The organism is Streptomyces cucumeris, assembly GCF_024295805.1.
Taxonomy (GTDB): domain Bacteria; phylum Actinomycetota; class Actinomycetes; order Streptomycetales; family Streptomycetaceae; genus Streptomyces; species Streptomyces cucumeris.
Window position 1 is genome coordinate 87,145 of record NZ_JANCLX010000022.1, and the last position, 14,924, is coordinate 102,068.

Consider the following 14,924-nt stretch of genomic DNA (forward strand, 5'->3'; position numbering starts at 1 on the left):
CTCGTGCGCCCGCCCTCGTCCATCCGCTCCGACCGGATCACCCTTTCCCCCTGGCGGGCGGGCGGTCCATGGACAAAGATCGGCGATTGATTGGACGCAGCTGACCGGTCGCGGGGGCGCCACGACGCCACCGTCCTGGACGCACCACCGGCGGACACCACCACCGGCAGGAGGGAGCGCGGATGTATCACACCTGGATGCGGTACTTCACGCCCAGTCCGGCCCATCACCGGCTCGGTCTGGTGTGTCTGGGCGTCGGCCTCCAGCACGGCACCCTGCCCGTCGTCGGCCCGCGGGTGCTCGACCACCATGTGGCGGTGGTCATCAGCGCCGGGCGCGGATGGTTCCGCGGCGCCGACGGCCGCCGCCGTACCGTCACCGCGCCCGCGCTGCTCTGGCTCATCCCCGGTGTCATCCACCACTACGCCCCGGACCCGGACACCGGATGGGACGAGGCGTTCGTCGACTTCACCGGACCGGCCACCGCCGCTTACACCGAACTGGGTTTCGTCGACCCGGACGATCCGGTGATCGCGCTCACCGACACCGCCACCGCCCGCACGGCCATCGGCCGGATCGTGCGCGCGGCCCGCCACGGCAACCCGTTCCTGGAGGTCGAGTCCGCCGCCGCCGTCCATGAACTCCTCGTCGCCCTGCGCCGCGTCCGCGCCGACACCGGTGCCGATGGCCATCCGGTGCTCCAGGCGCTGGCCCGGGACGCGTTCCGGCCGCTGTCGGTGGCCGAGCACGCCGCCCGGCACGGTATGACACCCGCCGAACTGCGCACCGCGGTACGGCGGAGCGCGGGGTGCAGTCCCAAGGACTACCTCCTCGGGATCCGGCTGGGCCGCGCCAAGGAACTCCTGGTCGGCACCGACCTCCCGGTGGCCGCCGTCGCCCGCCGCGTCGGCTATGACGATCCCGCCTACTTCAGCAGGCTGTTCGCCCGCCGGGTGGGCACGGCGCCGGTCCGCTTCCGCGAACGGCAGGGCCGTTCGGTGCCCGGCGGCTTCACCGACCGGGTCCCCGACCCGTCCCGTCCACCGACCATCCCGCCGTCCGCGCCGGCGAACGAGGAGCGGCACGGCGACATCTGACCGGACGCCGGTCCTCGGCGGCGGGGCGGGGGAGGGGCCCGGTGCCCCGCGGTCCGGGGTGATCGATAGTGTCTCCTTCGCACGTGCGGGGGCGTGTGTGCTGGAGGAGTGCTGTCTTCCTGCTGTTCTGCGCCCGCTCATTGGACGCCGATATCGAGGAGGGGAGCCATGTCGTACCCAGGGCCACCCGGCCATCCGGGCAACGCCGGACCGTACGGCCGGCAGCCGCAGGGCGGTTGGCAGCAAAGCGGGCCGCAAGGAGGTTGGCAGCAGGGTGGGCCACAGGGCCAGGGCCCGGCCGCCGCACCACCGCCCATGCCGCCACCGCCACCGGCACCACCAGCACCACCGTCCCAGGCACCGCAGGGCTGGCAGGGAGCACCCGGCCAGCCGGGCCCGACGGGGCAACAGCCCGGCCCCATGGGGCAGCCGGGCCGGCCGCCCGCCGGTCCGTGGGCACCGGGACCGCAGCCCGGCCCGATGTCCGTACCGCATCAGCCGCCGGGCGCCCAGAAGGGCGGCGGACGCACCTGCCTCGGCGTCGGCCTCGGTATCGTCGGGGCGCTGGCGCTCATCGGCGGTGGCGCGCTGACCGCCCATGCGTACAGCAACCACGGCCAGACCACCTCCAACCGGTCCGAGTACGGCCCGGCGATGTGGCGCAACGAGCCGGTGGCCACCCTCCTCCCGGAGACCCTCGCGTACCGCGAGAACGTCCAGTCCAAGTCGACCGACCGCAGCCGGGCCCAGTGGCACCGGCTCGGCATCTCCGCGAAGACCGGCTGTGACGAGGGGCTGCGGGGCGCGACCGCGACCGAGGCCGGGAAGCTGGGCTGCAAGGCGGTGCTGCGCGCCACCTATGTCGATCCGACCGGCAACACCGTGGCCACCGCCGCCGTGCTGGTCTTCCCCGAAAGCGACACCGTCAAGACGGCGATGAGCACGTTCTTCGACGGCGAGAGCGAAAAGCGCGATCCATCGGCGGGCGTCACGGCGTATGCGGTGCCGGGCACCCTCGCGGCGCGCTGGAGCGATGACCGCAGTAACGGTTCTGCAGGGCAGTCGGTCACCGAAATGAGCCTTCCCTACGCCGTCGTGGCCTCCGCCGGAGCGGTCGACGGCCGCAAGGCGGGCCCGCTCCCCGGTGAATGGGGCGGTTCCGATATCGACGCCAAGGAGGACCGCTCTCCCTGGAGAGGCGCCGCCGACAATCTGGCGGACGCGATCGACCAGCACCTCGGTGCGCTGGTGATGGAGGAGACCACATGAGTGTCCGGAACATCGCCACGGCGGTGACCGCGGCCGCGCTCGGCACCCTGCTGGCCACGCTGCCCGCAACGCCCGCAGCCGCCGCTCCCGTGCCCACCCCGACCAGCTGGGAGTCCCAGGCGCTCGGCCTGCCCGCGGCACAGCGGATCGCCCAGGGCGAGGGCATCACGGTCGCCGTGCTGGACAGCGGGGTGATGACGGACCATCCGGCGCTCCGCGGCAAGGTGACCACGGGCCCCGACTTCTACAAGGACGGCCTCAAACCCGGCGATCCGCGCTGGGGACGGCACGGTACAGCGATGGCCTCCGATGTGCTCAAGGTCGCCCCGAAAGCCGACATCCTGTCGGTCCGGGTGCTCGACGACAAGCACGATCGAGGCTTGGACGAGGGACCGTCCGGGCCCAGTCCGGTCGGGCAGGGCATCGACTACGCGGTCGATCACGGCGCCGATGTCATCTCGATGTCGCTCGGCGGTGAGATGTGGGGCGCCAGTTATGACGACACCGAGGTCAACGCCCTGGCCCGGGCGGCGCAGAAGGGCATTCCGGTCGTCGCCTCCGCCGGCAACGAGGGGGACTCCTTCAACGAGGCCTCCTATCCCGCGGGTTATCCGGGTGTGATCGCCGTCGCCGCGCTCCAGAAGGGCGGCACCCGCGCCGAATTCTCCACGGTGCGGACCTACAACACGGTGGCCGCGCCGGGCGTGGAGATCGTGAGCGCGAAGCACACCGGTGGCTGGGCGGCGAGCAGCGGCACCTCGCCCGCCGCGGCACTGACCTCCGGTGTGGTGGCCCTGATGCTCTCCCACAACGGCAAGCTGACACCGGCGCAGGTGCGGGCGGTCCTGACCGAGACGGCCACCCATCCGCCCGGTGGACGCAACGCCCTGGTGGGATACGGCCCGATCAACGCCGCAGCGGCGGTGCGGGCCGCGGCGAAGCCGACCGCCGACGGAACCGCTCCGGTGAAGTACCGGGGCAAGGAGTTCTTCGCGGAGCCGGACGGCACAGCGAAGACCACGCATCCGCCGTTGGAGACGGATCTGGTGACGATCGGTCTCGGCGCCGCCGGTGCCGGGCTGCTGATGCTCGCCGGTGCGGTGCTGATCACCCGGGCGGGGCGCCGCCGCGCGGCCGCCCAGGGCTGACCACGGGGGAAAGTCCACCACCGCGGATAAGCGGATAAAGAGAAACACCCCGGTCGCCTTGACGACCGGGGTGTTTCTCTGCGTATATTGGGGGTTTCCATGTTCTGATGAATTCAGGGCATGGAGAAGCTTGATGCAAGTGATATTACCCGGCGGGAGTCGAATTGTCAAATGAGGAATTGCGCCGAGAGCAAGAGTTTCTTGACATGCTCCACGGGCGCCTCGCCGAATTGCGGGACGAAGCGGAGAAAGGCGTCTCCCAAGCCCTGACGATGGGCGGCAGCACCTTCCAGGGGCGGCTGGAGCGGGATGTGCTGGTCTCCGAGCGGTCCGGTCTCCTCGCCGCGTTCAACGCGGGGGAGCGCGGACTGTGCTTCGGGCGGCTGATGTTCGCCGACGGCCGCGACCACCACATCGGGCGGATCGGCATGCGGCGCGACGACGCGGAGCGCACCCCGCTGGTCGTCGACTGGCGGGCCGATGTGGCGCGCCCGTTCTACCTGGCCACCGGGCATACGCCGATGGGGCTGCGCCGCAGACGGCACATCACCACCGAAGGCCGGCGGATCACCGCCCTCCACGACGAGATCCTGGACCTGTCCGACACCATACGGACCGGCCATGAGGGCACGGACGCGGATGCCGTACTGCTCGCGGCGCTGGACACCGCCCGCACCGGTCGGATGCACGACATCGTGCAGACCATCCAGGCCGAACAGGACCGGATCATCCGCGCCCCGCACACCGGTGTGCTGGTCGTCGAGGGCGGCCCCGGCACCGGGAAGACCGCCGTCGCCCTGCACCGTGCCGCCTATCTGCTCTTCGCCCAGCGGGAGTTGCTGGCCCGCCGCGCGGTACTGATCGTCGGCCCCAACCCGGCGTTCCTCGGGTACATCGGCGAGGTGCTGCCCTCACTCGGCGAGACCGGTGTCATGCTCGCCACGCTCGGCGAGCTCTACCCGGGGGTGACGGCCACCGGGACGGACACCCCGGCCGCCGCCGAGGCCAAGGGACGCGCCACGATGGCCGAGGCGCTGGCCCGGTTCGTCCGGGACCGGCAGGCCCTGCCCGATCCGGCCATCGTCATCCCCCACGCGGACGGTGAGTTGGTGCTGGACGCGGACATCGCGTCCGATGCCCGCTGGCGGGCGCGCGGCACCCAGCTGCCGCACAACCTCGCCCGTCCGCACTTCGCGTTCTCCGTCATCGACTCCCTGACCGAGCAGTTGACCGACCGGATCGGCGCCGACCCGTACGGCGGGCCCAATCTGCTCGGCACCGATGACATCGCCCAGCTTGGCAAGGCCATCGCCACCAGCCCCGAGGTGCACGCCGCCATCGAGGAACTGTGGCCCCTGCTGTCCCCGCGGCAGCTCGTGGCGGACTTCCTCGGCGAGCCGGTCCACCTCCCCGAGGCCGACGCCGAGGCGATCCGCCGCACCGGTGGCGCATGGACACCCGCCGATGTCCCCCTGCTCGACGAGGCCGCGGAACTCCTGGGCGAGGACGACTCCGCCGCCCGCGCCGCCGCCGAGGGCGAGCGCCAGGAGCGCATCGCCTATGCGCAGGGTGTGCTCGACCTCTCCTACGGCTCCCGCACCCAGGAGTTCGAGGACCGTGACGACGAGGAGTCGGAGGTGCTGAGCGCCCATGACCTGATCGACGCGGAGCGGCTCGCGGATCGGAACGAGGAGGCCGACCACCGCAGCGCCGCCGAGCGCGCCGCCGCCGACCGCACCTGGGCCTTCGGCCACATCATCGTGGACGAGGCGCAGGAGCTGTCCGCGATGGCGTGGCGGCTGCTGATGCGGCGTTCTCCCACCCGTTCGATGACCCTGGTGGGCGACCCCGCGCAGACGGCCGAACCGGGCGGCTGCGGTTCCTGGTCACGGATCCTCGCCCCGTACGTCGAGGACCGCTACGAACACACCCGCCTCGGGGTCAACTACCGCACCCCCGCAGAGATCATGGACATCGCGGCGGAGGTGGCACGGTCGGCGGATCCCGCGTTCGAACCACCCAGTTCGGTGCGGTCCACCGGGGTCCGCCCATGGGTCCGGCACACCGCCGATCTGCCGGGCGCGGTGGCGGAGGCGGTGGCCCGGGAGACGCGGGAGGAGGGCCGGATCGCGGTGATCGCCCCGCCCGGCCGTCTCGACGCCCTCTCCGTGGCGCTGCCGGACGCCTCGGCCGGACGCGCCCCGGATCTGACCCGCCCGGTGGTCCTGCTCGACCCGCGCCAGGCCAAGGGGCTGGAGTTCGACACCGTGATCGTGGCCGAACCGGCGGAGTTCGGGACGAGCGACCTCTATGTGGCGCTCACCCGTGCCACCCAGCGGCTCGCGGTGGTGCACACCGGACCGCTGCCGGCCGGCCTGGAAGGTCTCACGGAGGAGTCAGCGCTCACGGAGGAGTGAGGAAGCCGGTGACCGGGCGCTCCTGGCGTTCACCGTCGACCGTGATGTCGACCGCCTCGTTGTAGAACGCCACCCGGTCCCTGATGATGTCCACGGCCGGGAGCGGGTCGGGGTAGCTCCAGGCGATACCGGGCGGCACCTCGCCGGCACCCGCCCAGGACCAGTACGCGGTGGCCACCCCCTTGTACGGACAGCGGGTGGTCAGCTCGGCCGGGGCGAGCAGATCCAGCCGTACGTCCTCACGGGGGAGGTAGTAGCGGACGGGCAGACGGGTCTCGAAGAGCAGGACCGGGGAGTGCGAGTCGGCCACCACCGTCCCCTGGACCGAGACCTGGACATGGCGGGTGCTCGGCAGCGCGTCCACGCGCTTATGGGGGTCACGGGGGTGGACGAAGATCTCCTCTTCCTCCTCGTACCAGTGGTCGAGCACCTCCCGGCCGAACCAGGCGAAGGAGAGATACCCGGCCAACTCCTCGCCGGGGTACGTCCACGCCGCGTCCGGGACGGTCGCCCCGCCGGTGTCCAGGTCGTAGTGGGCCGCCCCCGGGTACCGCGCACCGGCGGGCGGCGTAGTCTCGCGCAGCAGGTCCGTCCGGACGTCCTCACGCGGGAACGCGTACAGCGGGACCGGGCTCCCCGGCTCCCACACCAGGAGCGGCCGGCGGCTGTCCACCACCGTGATCCCGTCCTTGGTGCCCCGCACCCAGCGCTCGCTGGGCTCCCACACCAGGTCCGGGCCGGGCGCGGGGTCCCGCCGCCGTACGGGAACGGCCTCCGCTCCACCGCCGCTGTTCGCCACGAACGCCACCTCGCCCCTGATCTCCGGTCCGGACCCCGCCGGTACGGCGTGTGCCGTACCGGCGGTCGACCTCCACCATGCCCGGTCACCGGGGATTCCGCAGCTCCGCCGCGGGAGGCGGTCAGGCGCCGCTCCGGTCAGTTCCTCCGGCGGCGCCCCTGCGGTCATGTCGAGAACACATCCTTCGTCCCGCTCCAACATCCTTCCCTCGAAAGGATGTTGGGAAACCACGGGAGACGAGCCTCACCCCCCGGCTGACCTCGGTTTTTCGACCTCGGCGCGGGTCAGCGCACCGCGATCCGCGCGGCCACGCAGGGGTCCTCGTTGCGGTAGCCGAGACGGTTGTACAGCCGGTCCGCGGGCGCGTTGTCCGCGAGCTGCCACAGGGTGCAGAACCCATGGCTGCGCACCGCGTAGCGGGTCAGCCACGAGGTCAGCGCCGCGCCCAGACCCTGCCCGCGCATCCGGGCGTCGGTCGCCACCGACGCCATCAACGGCGCCCCGCTGTCCCGCAGGCTGCTCAGGGCGCCGCACGCCACCAGCCGTCCGTCGTCGTCGCGGATCCCGGCCCACACACTGACACCGGCGGAACCCGGGCCGGTGGAGTGGGCCGGGCTGTGCTCGTTGAGGAACGCCAGCAGTTCGTCGTGGTGGCGCTCGCCGAGTTCGACCACCCGCTCCTCACCGCGCTGCACCGGTGGTTCCTCGACCGTCCAGCGGAAGATCCACTCGACCACATCGGTCATCGGCAGATGGCGGGCCACCAGGGTGTCGGTGCCCCGCGGCCCGGTGAACTCGCGCACCCGGTCGGGATGGCCCTGCGCCGCGCGCAGTACGAGGGCGGCGGCGGCCACCGGCTCACCGACGCTCCACACATGGCCACGGACGTCGTCCAGCCAGGCCGCGGCACCGTCGCCGGACCAGCTGATCCGGTCGGCGGGTCGTTGCCGCGCGGCGCCGAAACGCAGCAGGGCCGAGCCCGGGCGCTGTTCCAGGCCCTGGTCGAAGAGGTCCGCGGGGCGGGGAAGGACAGTCGTTGCCTGCATCGCTACTCACACAAAGACATGAGGAAGGACAAGGAAGGACGGCTGAGGAGCCACGGGAGGGAGGAAAGGAAGGACGAGGGGACACGGGGACAGAAGGCGAGGGAGGGGAAGGCGGCCGTCCACTTTGGCACACGGTCCCTGGTCCGGGGCAAATTCACGGTGGCCGGTCGTCGGACCCGCGTCGACGCGCTCGTGAATTGACCCATGATTTTGCCGCGGGAATGACCGATGTCGTGGGTCGATCATCCGCCTAGGGTCATAGCCATGACGACGGAGAACACCACGGACCAGGCGGCGAACACCACGATGAACGAGCAGACCGGCGCGGCGCGGCATGCCACCTTCACCCCCGTCCACACCCGGGCCGCCGAATCCGAGACGGCGGCCGATCCGAGCAGTGTGATCACGCTGCTCGCGGATGCCGGGGACACCGGGGGTCTGCTGACGTGCTACCGGTCGACCTTCGCCCGGGGTGCGGTCGGCGCGCCCCCGCACTTCCACACCGCCGCGGCCGAGATGTTCCATGTGATCGGCGGGTCGCTCCAGGTGCTGGTGGGGGAGGAGATCCGGGTTCTGGACGAGGGCGACTTCCTGCTGGTGCCACCGCGTACCCCGCACGCCTTCGCCGCCGCCCCCGGCGCCACCGCCGATGTGCTGTTCACCTTCACCCCGGGGCTGCCGCGCTTCGACTACCTCCGGCTCCTGGGGCGTGTCATGCGCGGTGAGGCCGATCCGCGGGAGATCGCGGAGTCCTCCGAGCGCTACGACAACCACTACGTCGACAGCCCGGTGTGGCGCGAGGCGCTGGCCACGGACCGCTGAGCCGCGGGACACCTCGCCAGGCCATGAGATCTGTCACATCGGTGCCACGGCTCAAAAGGTACGCGGCGGGCGATACCTCCTAGCGGACATAAGAGGTTTTTTCCGCTCTGGTGGACATGCGTACTCCGCCCCGCCGCACCGTGCGAGCCGTGGTGCCGTCGTGTGCACTCGCTCCCGGGTCAGGTGTTCTGACGGTGTGACAGTGCTGTGGTGAACCTGTGAAGCCGGACCAGCATGCATCGCCGTGCGGCGCAAGCCACGTGTGCCACTACGAAGCTCCCTAGGACCGAACACTTGTTGCCCCGCGCGTCCGGCGGCTCTAAGAATGGCGGCCCGCAAGGCGCCCCGGCGGCTCGTGCGCGACAGCGCGCGGAACCCGCCGGACCAGGGGGAGAGGGCGTGCCGCGAACACCGAGTGAGGTCATGTATGAGCAAGCACCGCAGCAAGAAGTCGCACCGCCGGAAGATAGCCATCGCGGCCGTGGCCGTCGCCGCCGTGGGTGTGCCTTCGGTCGCCATGGCCTGTCTGGACGGGGGGCAGGACGACAAGCGGTCCGAGGCCCGTGGCGAGTGGACCACGACCACCGGCCACCGCGGCACCCCCGACGCGGACAAGGACGGCCAGCGGTGGAAGCACCGCGCCGACCGGTCCAAGGCCACCCCCAGCGCATCGCGGTCGGCCTCGCCGCGTAGCGCCACGTCCGCCCCCGCCTCCTCCGCGGCGCCGACCTCGGCCAAGCCCACCCGCACCGCCCCGGCCAAGACCACCTCCAAGGCCACCACCAAAGCCGCCTCGCCCTCCTCCGCGGCGCCCGCGTCGACCACCGCCACCACGAGCTCCGGTTCCTCCGACCTCCAGGACCAGATCGTCGCGCTGGTCAACAAGGAGCGCGCCAAGGTCGGCTGCAAGCCGGTGACCGTCGACGCCAAGCTGACCAAGGCCGCCCAGGCCCACAGCGAGGACATGGCGGAGCACAGCAATATGTCGCACACCGGCTCCGACGGTTCCTCCCCCGACGACCGCATCGAGCGCGCCGGATACTCCTGGAGCACCTACGGCGAGAACGTGGCCTACGGCTACAGCTCGCCCGAGAGCGTCATGGACGGCTGGATGAACAGCTCCGGCCACAAGGCCAACATCCTGAACTGCGACTTCAAGGAGATCGGCGTCGGCCACGCCCAGCCCGGCCACTACTGGACCCAGGACTTCGGCACCGCCCGCTGACCTCACTCGAGCGCACCTCACGCGCACCGGCCGGGGCCGACGCTCAGCCGTCGGACCCGGCCGCCCTCGCCCTCGCCCGTGCCTCCCCGGGCGGCCGGATGAACTGCAGCTCCAGCGTGGCCGGCGGCTCGGCCACCCCCGGCCCGCCCGCGAGCGCCCAGGCGAGCAGATCGTCGGTGGTCTCGTCGTCCAGGGCCCAGCCGATCCATGTCGGCCGTCCACCGTCCCGGCGCCCACCGGCGGACGGCTGGACCACCACCACATTGGCCTGACCGCAGGGGCCCAGACAGTCGGTCGTCCGCACCGCCACCCGGCCCGGCGCCGCGTCGGCCGCCGCCCGCAGCCGGTCCAACTGGCCCTGGTGATCGGTGCGGGGGTGCTTCGCCGCGTCGCCACAGCAGCAGCCCCGGCAGACGACGAGGGTGCACGGGCGTTCCGGTACGCCGCGCTGCGGCCGTCTCTGCATCGGAGCATTGTGGCACGGCGGTTCGGCGCCACCGGGTGCGCACCCGGTGGCGTACGGCCCGGTACGACGGGCGAGTTCACCTGGGCACCTTTGGTGTATCGGCGACCGGGACACGAGCCAGCTACGCTCGCGGCATGACGACGCACAAGGCCGTTCCCGTGAGTGTGGACGCGATGATCGACGACCTCAGGACCCTGGTCGAAGTCGAGTCCCCGTCACGTGACATCGACGCCCTGAAGGCATCGGCCACGACGGTCGCCGCCGTCATCGAGAGCCGCCTCGGCGGCCGGGCGGAGCTGGTGGAGACCGAGGGCGGAACCCATGTCCACTGGGCGGGCGGTGGCGATCCCCGGGTTCTGATCCTCGGCCACCATGACACCGTCTTTCCGCTCGGCACCCTGGAGCGCCGCCCGTTCACGGTCGAGGACGGCCGTGCCACCGGACCCGGGGTCTTCGACATGCTCGGCGGTGTGGTCCAGGCCGTGCACGGCCTGGCGTCGCTCGAGGACCGGTCGGGGGTGGAGATCCTGGTGACCGCTGATGAGGAGGTCGGCTCCCGCTCCTCCCGGGCCCTCCTGGAGGACCGGGCCCGCGCATGCGGTGCCGTCCTGGTGCTCGAGGGCGCCGCCGACGGTGGCGGGCTGAAGACCGGCCGCAAGGGCTGCGGCACCTTCGAGGTCTCCGTCGCGGGCCGGGCCTCGCACGCCGGCCTCGAACCGGAGGCCGGGGTCAATGCCCTGGTCGAGGCGGCACACCAGGTACTGGCCATCGCGGCGCTCGGCCGTCCCGGGATCGGCACCACGGTCACCCCGACCGTCGCCACCGCGGGCACCCTGGACAACGTGGTCCCCGCGGAGGCCACCGTCACCGTCGACGTCCGGGTCGAGACACCCGCCGAGAAGGAACGGGTCGAAGCCGCCTTCGCCGCGCTGACACCCCATCTCGACGGGGCCGCGATCACGGTTCACGGGTCCGTCGGCCGTCCCCCGATGCCCGAGTCGGCCTCGGCCGGGCTGTTCGCGCTGGCGCGCCGGCTGCTCCCCGGTATCGACGGAGTGGCGGTCGGCGGCGGAAGCGACGGCAACCTCACGGCCGCGCTGGGGGTGCCCACCCTCGACGGTCTGGGAGCGGTCGGCGGCGGTGCCCATGCCGACCATGAGTATCTGCTGGTCGACGCCATGGCCGAGCGGGCGGACCTGGTGGCCGGACTGGTGAACGCGGTCCGGGGCCCCGAGCGCCCCGTATGACCGGGCGGGAGGGCACGGCCGGACGGCGGAAACCCTCCGCGCACCCGTTGTCCGGGCAGTCGTCCGGCTCCTCGCCGGTGCCCTCCCCGTAGTCGTCGTCCCGGCCGTCGTGGCCGTGCAGTGGATCCGTGACGGACATGGAGCCCCCTGGGTGCGGGTGAGGTCGGCCAACCGTCCCCACTACGCGGGGAGTTGGTCGGCAGAGCTCACGACAGGACCCTGGCATTGTGCAACAGATCTCCGGCCGCAGCGGGAATCAAGTGATCTTCGACCGCGGGTGGCTACCAAGGGTCCGCGCGGTACGGCGCCCCCTCGGCCGAGGGGGCGCCGTGACGGGGACACCGCTCACTGGGCGCTGGCCGCCGGGCGCACCACGAGCTCGTTGACGTCCACCTCGGCCGGGCTGTGCACGGCGAAGGCGATGGCGTCCGCGATGGCCGACGCCGGGATGGCCACCGAGCGGTAGCTCTTCATCTCCTCACGCGCCCGGGGGTCGGAGATGGAGTCCGCGAGCTCCGACTCGGTCACCCCCGGGGACACCACGGTCACCCGGACGTCCCCCGCCGACTCCTGGCGCAGCCCCTCCGACAGCGCGCGCACCGCGTACTTCGTGGCGCAGTACACCGCGGCGGTGGGCACCACCTCGTACGCGCCCACCGACGCGATGTTGACGATGTGTCCGCCGCCCTGCTCCCGCATCACCGGCAGGACCGCGGCGATACCGTAGAGCACCCCCCGTACATTCACATCGATCATGCGGTCCCACTCGTGGACCTTCAGCTCCGCCAGCGGGGACAGCGGCATCACCCCCGCGTTGTTCACCATCACGTCCACCCGTCCGAACCGCTCCCGCGCGGCGGTTACGAACTCCCGTACGTCCGCGGCGTCGGTGACATCCAGCCGCTGGAACCCGATCCTGTCACCGCCGTCCGCGACCTCCGCGGCCAGCGCGGCCAGCCGGTCGGTGCGCCGCGCTCCCAGGAAGACCCGGTGGCCGTCGGCGGCCAGCCTGCGCGCCGTCGCCTCACCGATCCCACTGCTGGCCCCCGTGATCAGTACGACCTTCTCGGTGCGTGTCATCGCCGTCCGTCCTCTCGATCCTGGAGCGGATCCCGCCCCGGCACCGAGTCTGAGGAGAACACCGCAGGTCAACCAGGTGGCGCAGAGCCTGGGTGCGGCACACCCAGGCAGCGTTCCGCCCGGTTGCCTAGCCTTGGGGCCATGCCCGACAACGCACTCGGAGATTTCCTGCGCGCCCGCCGCGCCGGCCTGCGGCCAGGGGACGTCGGCATGGCGTACCACGGGGTCCGCCGGGTCCCCGGACTGCGCCGCGAGGAGGTGGCCGTGCTCGCCGGGGTCAACGCCGACTACTACACACGGTTGGAACAGGGACGGGAACGCCATCCCTCACCCCAGGTGCTCGACGCCCTCAGCCGCGCCCTGCACCTGGACCCCGACGCCCGCGCCCATCTGTACCGGCTCACCGGCACGGCACCCGACGACCGCCACCTGGCCGCCCCGGACACCGTCAGCGCCGAGCTGCGCGGGCTCATGGACGGTTACGCCCACACCCCCGCCTTCGTCGTCAACCGCACCCTGGACCTCCTGGCCGCCAACACGCTCGCCCAGGCGCTGTACTCGCCCTTCCGGCCCGCGGACAACCTCGCCCGGATGGTCTTCCTCGATCCCGCGGCCCGCCCCTTCTTCACCCGCTGGGACTGGACCGCCCAGGCCACCGTGGCCAATCTGCGCCAGGCGGAGGGCTATGCCGCCGACGGCCCCCGGCTGACCGCCCTCGTCGAGACCCTCACCCGGCACAGCGCCGAGTTCACCGCCCTGTGGAACGCCCACGCGGTGCGCGGCAAGACACGGGACGCCAAACACCTGCGCCACCCCGATGTCGGCGCGCTGAGCCTCACCTACCAGTCGTTCGACGTCCGGGCCGCCCCCGGTCAGCAACTGGTCATCTACCGGGCGGAACCCGGCAGCCCCAGCGCCCAGGCGCTGGGGCTGCTCGGAACCCTCGACGCCACCTGGCGGCGGACCGCAGGGGAGCGCGGTGGCCGGGATCAGCCGGACACGCAGGCCCCGGCGCCGCGGTAGACCCGCGGCACCCGGTCGCCGACCCGGGTGACGATCTCGTACGCGATGGTGTCCGCGGCCCGCGCCCAGTCCTCGGCACCGGGCTCACCCTGGTCGCCGGGGCCGAACAGCACCACCTCGTCGCCGACCGCCGCCCGGCCGTCCCCGAGGTCGACGACGAACTGGTCCATGCACACCGTGCCCGCCACCGTGTGCCGTTCACCCGCGGCCAGCACCGGCCCGGTGCCGGACGCGTGCCGGGGGACCCCGTCGGCGTAGCCCAGGGGCACCACACCGAGGGTGGTCGGGCGGGACGTGCGGTAGCGCGGGCCGTAGGACACGCCCTGTCCGGCGGGGACGCGTTTGACGGAGACCAGCCGGGCCGAGAGCGTCATCGCGGGGCGCAGCCCCAGGGCGGCGGCGTCGGCGGACTCCGGCACCGGGCTCAGCCCGAACACCGCGATCCCGGGGCGCACCAGGTCGAAGTGGGTCTGCGGCAGCCGCAGCGTGGCGGCCGAGTTGGCCAGGTGCAGCACCTCCGGGCGCAGCCCCGCCTTGCGTGCCATGTCCACCGCGGACCGGAAGTTCTCCACCTGTGCGTCGGTGGCCGGATGGCCGGGGGTGTCGGCGTCGGCGAGGTGGGACCAGATCCCCACCACCCGTATGTGTCCGGACGCCTCGGCGCGCGCGGCGGCCTCCAGCAGCGCGGGCCAGTCGGCCGGTGTGGCGCCGCCGCGGCCCATACCGGTGTCCGCCTTCAGATGCAGCAGACAGGGACGGCCCGCCGTCCGCGCCGCCTCCTCCGCCGCCTCGACCGCCCAGATCGCCCCGGCCGACAGTTCGATGTCCGCGGCCACGGCGGCGGCCCAGTCGTCGCCCGGGGCCAGCAGCCAGGCCATCACGCGGATCCGGGAGGTGATTCCGGAGGCGCGCAGGGTCAGCGCCTCATGGATCCGCGCGGCGCCGAGCCAGGTGGCGCCACCGGCCAGCGCCGCGCGGGCGCTGGGGACGATGCCGTGGCCGTAGCCGTCGGCCTTCACCACGGCCATGGTCTCCGCGGAACCGGCGGCCTCCCGCAGCCGCGCCACATTGGCGCTGATGGCCGCGAGGTCGATCCGTGCCTGTGCGAGAGGCGCGTCCTCGCAGGTCCCGTCCGTGCGGTCGCTGACCTCGTGGGAGCTGCCGATCGCCACACCGTCGTCCTTCCGTGGAGACTCCACCGGGCCCGGGGCGGGCCGCGGGTGAAGCCATGGTGGCGCCGGGGACGACGCTCCGTCATCGTGCAAACGCCACTGTCGTACGGCGC

At 72.3% G+C, this 14,924-nt stretch carries 14 protein-coding genes; 9 read left to right on the forward strand and 5 right to left on the reverse strand.

Features of this window, described 5'->3' with window-relative positions; translation table 11 throughout:
- Nucleotides 1-182 precede the first annotated feature (182 nt).
- The 4 genes from NMK44_RS27785 (at nucleotide 183) to NMK44_RS27800 (ending at nucleotide 5,931) form a co-directional block, all read left to right on the forward strand.
- Nucleotides 183-1,097: a helix-turn-helix domain-containing protein gene (locus tag NMK44_RS27785; RefSeq protein ID WP_254748048.1), complete on the forward strand. Its 915-nt coding sequence runs from the start codon at nucleotides 183-185 to the stop codon at nucleotides 1,095-1,097.
- 480 nt (nucleotides 1,098-1,577) lie between these two features.
- Nucleotides 1,578-2,366 carry a hypothetical protein gene (locus NMK44_RS27790; RefSeq protein ID WP_254748050.1) on the forward strand — a complete coding sequence of 263 codons (789 nt, stop codon included), beginning with the start codon at nucleotides 1,578-1,580 and terminating at the stop codon, nucleotides 2,364-2,366.
- Complete coding sequence (locus NMK44_RS27795; protein ID WP_254748051.1) at nucleotides 2,363-3,514, forward strand: S8 family peptidase; 1,152 nt, start codon at nucleotides 2,363-2,365, stop codon at nucleotides 3,512-3,514. Before NMK44_RS27790 ends, NMK44_RS27795 begins: the two co-directional genes overlap by 4 nt.
- Nucleotides 3,515-3,720: 206 nt before the next feature.
- A complete protein-coding gene (locus NMK44_RS27800) occupies nucleotides 3,721-5,931 on the forward strand; it encodes a HelD family protein (RefSeq protein ID WP_254748053.1) in 2,211 nt (736 codons plus the stop codon).
- Here NMK44_RS27800 and NMK44_RS27805 read toward each other — a convergent pair.
- Both NMK44_RS27805 and NMK44_RS27810 read right to left on the reverse strand, forming a co-directional pair.
- Entirely contained in the window at nucleotides 5,918-6,730 is an 813-nt protein-coding gene (locus NMK44_RS27805; RefSeq protein WP_374215354.1) for a DUF427 domain-containing protein, read from the reverse strand. The genes NMK44_RS27800 and NMK44_RS27805 overlap by 14 nt on opposite strands.
- A 284-nt stretch (nucleotides 6,731-7,014) precedes the next feature.
- The gene (locus tag NMK44_RS27810; protein ID WP_254748055.1) at nucleotides 7,015-7,776 is read right to left on the reverse strand and encodes a GNAT family N-acetyltransferase; all 762 of its coding nucleotides are present in this window, start codon (nucleotides 7,774-7,776) and stop codon (nucleotides 7,015-7,017) included.
- An 18-nt stretch (nucleotides 7,777-7,794) separates the two neighbouring features.
- On the opposite strand from NMK44_RS27810, the gene NMK44_RS27815 reads away from it, so the two are divergent.
- From NMK44_RS27815 to NMK44_RS27825, 3 genes are all read left to right on the forward strand, one after another.
- Nucleotides 7,795-7,977: a hypothetical protein gene (locus NMK44_RS27815; RefSeq protein ID WP_254748057.1), complete on the forward strand. Its 183-nt coding sequence runs from the start codon at nucleotides 7,795-7,797 to the stop codon at nucleotides 7,975-7,977.
- A gap of 105 nt (nucleotides 7,978-8,082) precedes the next feature.
- Entirely contained in the window at nucleotides 8,083-8,598 is a 516-nt protein-coding gene (locus NMK44_RS27820) for a cupin domain-containing protein (protein ID WP_254748147.1), read from the forward strand.
- A gap of 427 nt (nucleotides 8,599-9,025) precedes the next feature.
- Nucleotides 9,026-9,823, forward strand: coding sequence for a CAP domain-containing protein (locus NMK44_RS27825; RefSeq protein WP_254748059.1), 798 nt, complete (start codon nucleotides 9,026-9,028; stop codon nucleotides 9,821-9,823).
- A gap of 43 nt (nucleotides 9,824-9,866) precedes the next feature.
- On the opposite strand, the gene NMK44_RS27830 is transcribed toward NMK44_RS27825, so the two are convergent.
- Complete coding sequence (locus NMK44_RS27830) at nucleotides 9,867-10,289, reverse strand: (2Fe-2S) ferredoxin domain-containing protein (protein WP_254748061.1); 423 nt, start codon at nucleotides 10,287-10,289, stop codon at nucleotides 9,867-9,869.
- Nucleotides 10,290-10,423: 134 nt separating this feature from the next.
- Here NMK44_RS27830 and NMK44_RS27835 point away from each other — a divergent pair, with 134 nt between their 5' ends.
- Entirely contained in the window at nucleotides 10,424-11,536 is a 1,113-nt protein-coding gene (locus NMK44_RS27835; protein ID WP_254748063.1) for a M20 family metallopeptidase, read from the forward strand.
- Between the two features lie 345 nt (nucleotides 11,537-11,881).
- On the opposite strand, the gene NMK44_RS27840 is transcribed toward NMK44_RS27835, so the two are convergent.
- Nucleotides 11,882-12,616 (reverse strand): SDR family oxidoreductase, encoded by a 735-nt coding sequence (locus NMK44_RS27840; protein ID WP_254748065.1) that lies wholly within the window; start codon nucleotides 12,614-12,616, stop codon nucleotides 11,882-11,884.
- A 141-nt stretch (nucleotides 12,617-12,757) separates the two neighbouring features.
- Here NMK44_RS27840 and NMK44_RS27845 point away from each other — a divergent pair, with 141 nt between their 5' ends.
- Entirely contained in the window at nucleotides 12,758-13,639 is an 882-nt protein-coding gene (locus NMK44_RS27845; RefSeq protein WP_254748067.1) for a helix-turn-helix transcriptional regulator, read from the forward strand.
- Here the strand turns inward: NMK44_RS27845 and alr are convergent.
- Complete coding sequence (alr, locus tag NMK44_RS27850) at nucleotides 13,606-14,805, reverse strand: alanine racemase (protein WP_254748149.1); 1,200 nt, start codon at nucleotides 14,803-14,805, stop codon at nucleotides 13,606-13,608. The genes NMK44_RS27845 and alr overlap by 34 nt on opposite strands.
- Between the last annotated feature and the right edge of the window lie 119 nt (nucleotides 14,806-14,924).

Bases quoted from the DNA above. Each gene is read 5' to 3' on its own strand.
- NMK44_RS27810 (WP_254748055.1), bottom strand. From the start codon at position 7,776: ATGCAGGCAACGACTGTCCTTCCCCGCCCCGCGGACCTCTTCGACCAG.
- NMK44_RS27815 (WP_254748057.1), top strand. From the start codon at position 7,795: ATGAGGAAGGACAAGGAAGGACGGCTGAGGAGCCACGGGAGGGAGGAA.
- NMK44_RS27845 (WP_254748067.1), top strand. From the start codon at position 12,758: ATGCCCGACAACGCACTCGGAGATTTCCTGCGCGCCCGCCGCGCCGGC.
- NMK44_RS27820 (WP_254748147.1), top strand. From the start codon at position 8,083: ATGAACGAGCAGACCGGCGCGGCGCGGCATGCCACCTTCACCCCCGTC.
- NMK44_RS27795 (WP_254748051.1), top strand. From the start codon at position 2,363: ATGAGTGTCCGGAACATCGCCACGGCGGTGACCGCGGCCGCGCTCGGC.
- NMK44_RS27835 (WP_254748063.1), top strand. From the start codon at position 10,424: ATGACGACGCACAAGGCCGTTCCCGTGAGTGTGGACGCGATGATCGAC.
- NMK44_RS27785 (WP_254748048.1), top strand. From the start codon at position 183: ATGTATCACACCTGGATGCGGTACTTCACGCCCAGTCCGGCCCATCAC.
- NMK44_RS27840 (WP_254748065.1), bottom strand. From the start codon at position 12,616: ATGACACGCACCGAGAAGGTCGTACTGATCACGGGGGCCAGCAGTGGG.
- NMK44_RS27800 (WP_254748053.1), top strand. From the start codon at position 3,721: ATGCTCCACGGGCGCCTCGCCGAATTGCGGGACGAAGCGGAGAAAGGC.
- NMK44_RS27830 (WP_254748061.1), bottom strand. From the start codon at position 10,289: ATGCAGAGACGGCCGCAGCGCGGCGTACCGGAACGCCCGTGCACCCTC.
- NMK44_RS27825 (WP_254748059.1), top strand. From the start codon at position 9,026: ATGAGCAAGCACCGCAGCAAGAAGTCGCACCGCCGGAAGATAGCCATC.
- NMK44_RS27790 (WP_254748050.1), top strand. From the start codon at position 1,578: ATGTCCGTACCGCATCAGCCGCCGGGCGCCCAGAAGGGCGGCGGACGC.